The organism is Desulfovibrio sp. 1214_IL3152, from assembly GCF_036763055.1.
Taxonomy (GTDB): domain Bacteria; phylum Desulfobacterota; class Desulfovibrionia; order Desulfovibrionales; family Desulfovibrionaceae; genus Desulfovibrio.
In genome coordinates this window covers 1-2222 of the sequence record NZ_JBAIYW010000008.1, presented here as the reverse complement: position 1 = coordinate 2222, position 2222 = coordinate 1, and the positions used below count along the sequence as shown (strand labels likewise).

1 protein-coding gene, 1 tRNA gene and 2 pseudogenes are annotated in these 2222 nt (G+C 57.9%); 1 reads left to right on the top strand and 3 read right to left on the bottom strand.

The features are described 5' to 3' along the window. Positions 1-585 (top strand): annotated as a pseudogene (locus V6C07_RS00115) (aminomethyl-transferring glycine dehydrogenase subunit GcvPB); the annotation flags it as partial. Positions 586-1184: 599 nt separating this feature from the next. Here V6C07_RS00115 and V6C07_RS00110 read toward each other — a convergent pair. The 3 genes and pseudogenes from V6C07_RS00110 to V6C07_RS00100 all read right to left on the bottom strand — a co-directional run. Continuing rightward, positions 1185-1260, bottom strand: a tRNA-Asn gene (locus tag V6C07_RS00110). Positions 1261-1329: 69 nt separating this feature from the next. Continuing rightward, positions 1330-1962 carry an epoxyqueuosine reductase QueH gene (locus tag V6C07_RS00105; RefSeq protein WP_333534300.1) on the bottom strand — a complete coding sequence of 211 codons (633 nt, stop codon included), beginning with the start codon at positions 1960-1962 and terminating at the stop codon, positions 1330-1332. A gap of 59 nt (positions 1963-2021) precedes the next feature. Then, positions 2022-2222: pseudogene (locus V6C07_RS00100) on the bottom strand (Rne/Rng family ribonuclease); the annotation flags it as partial.

Here is a 2222-nt window from a genome sequence, read left to right as displayed (position 1 = left end):
GTGAGCGAATGCCTGCTGCCCTTCCTGCCCGCGCCCCGCGTGCGCAAGCGCGAAGACGCCTCCTATTTCCTCGACTACGATGTGCCGCAGTCCATAGGCTATATGGGGCCGTTCTACGGCAGCTTCGGCGTCATGGTCAAAGCGCTGGCCTACATGCTGCGCCTGGGAGGCGAGGGCCTTGCCCGCGCTTCGGAATATGCGGTGCTCAATGCCAACTATCTGAAAAAGAAGCTTGAGAACACGCTGGACATTCCCTATGCCGACAGGCTGTGCGCTCACGAGTTCGTGGCTTCGGCCCCGCAGGAAACCCGCGCTCTGGATATTGCCAAGGCCCTGCTGGACCGCGGCTTCCATGCGCCGACCATCTACTTCCCGCTTATCGTGCATGAATGCATCATGGCTGAGCCGACGGAAACCGAAAGCAAGGAAACCCTGGATTCCTTTGTGCAGGCTCTGGAAGAGATCATGCTTCAGGCCAAGAGCGATCCGCAGGCCCTGCTGGACGCTCCCGTCACGCTGCCTGCGCGCCGTATGGACGAAACCGGAGCCGCACGTAACATGATCCTTACGGAAGACATGGCCTAGCGGCAGGCCGACAGCGGCAGTTCTGCCGTAATAAGATAACAGTAAACAGCAAATCCCCTGATTTTTCGGGGGATTTGCTGTTTTTTGCGTCTTCCGCGCGGCAGGGGGCGCAGTGCCGCCGTGTGGGGCCAGAATGGCAAAAGCTGATCAGCAGGGCAGTATCGTGTTGAAACGGCCCAGATGGCGTTTTTACGCAGCAGGCACTACAGCCGTCTGCCATGAAAACAGGATGCCTGTTCTTTGGGCCGCGATACGACAGGGCACGGGGACACAAGCTTTGCCCAATGCGTGTTCTTGAAGCTGGCTTGCCTTTTGCTGGAGAGTCTCGTGGTGGCCCATAGTATGCTGTGTCGGTAGCGTAAAGGGCAAAGCGGGTCCGTGAGGCCGGTGCTTGATTGCAGACAGCCTGAAGGCAGGCAGGGGAGGCGTAAGCACCTGGAACAAGCTGAGGGCAAATCGGGGCAAATCCCGCAACAATTGCGCGTGTTGTGGCAAAAAAAGCGGGCAATGCGGCAGGCATGGTGCAGACTTGGTGCAATTTGGTGCAAAAAAGACATGAAAAAAGGGCTTACGTACACCGTAAGCCCTTGATTTCTTTTTGGCTCCCCGAGACGGACTTGAACCGCCAACCTAGTGATTAACAGTCACCCGCTCTGCCGATTGAGCTATCGGGGATCGTTCAGGCAAGGAAGTGTTTACGGAAAATCCGGGGTAAGGTCAAGCAAAAAGTGTAAAAATTACAGATTATTTTTTTATGAGCCGGGTCAATTTTTTTTCGTAGCGCTCGGCTTCACTATAAATACAGCCGCAATAAGGCTGCCGGTACAACTCAAGAGACTTGGAGCGGTCAATGCCTTCCTGCCAGTCTGCGCGAAAATCACGGTACACGAAATCCGGGCCTGTGGCCTGTGCCAGCCGCGCTCCAGCCTCGCGGATGACATCATGGGGCTGATAGCGGGAATAGAGCAGGCTGCTGCTCACAAAGGCAAAGCCCAGCCGGGCGGCAGCGGCAAAGGCCGCTTCCATGCGGCTGGTACAGCAATAGGCACAGCGCTGTGGAGCAGCATCGCGCCCGGCCACAGCGCGCAGCCATGCGGTAACGTTCCAGCTGGCATCGTCATACAAAATGGGTATGCCCAGATGGTGTGCGCACTCAGCGGCAGCGTCCCTGCGGCGCAGATATTCCGAAAGCGGATGGATGTTGGGGTTCATGTACCAGGCGGTAACTGCAAAGCCTTCATCCAGCAGCCGGGTTGCGGGCATGATGGCGCACGGCCCGCAACAGACATGCAGCAAAAGGCTGCGCGGGATGGGGGACAGTTCTTCCGATGCCGCTGTAGCGCCGCAGATAGGGGCGTCGTTTGCGAGAGAGGGCATATGAACACCGGCGTCCTCCGGAAAGTCAGGCTTTCCGGAGGACGTGCCGCTGACGCTCGTTACGGACGAACGGATATTTCCAGACATTTTCCGTAATCCTGCTCCATTTCACGCAGACTGTCGCGCTTGTGGTTGAGCAGATACAGGGCCAGTTCAGCAGAGGTGCCGTAAACGCATTTTTCCTTGCTTTCGGCGCGCAGCATGCGGCGCAGTTCGCGCAGGGCCTGAAGGGCCTGCCACTCGAGGTTGCGGCGCTGTCC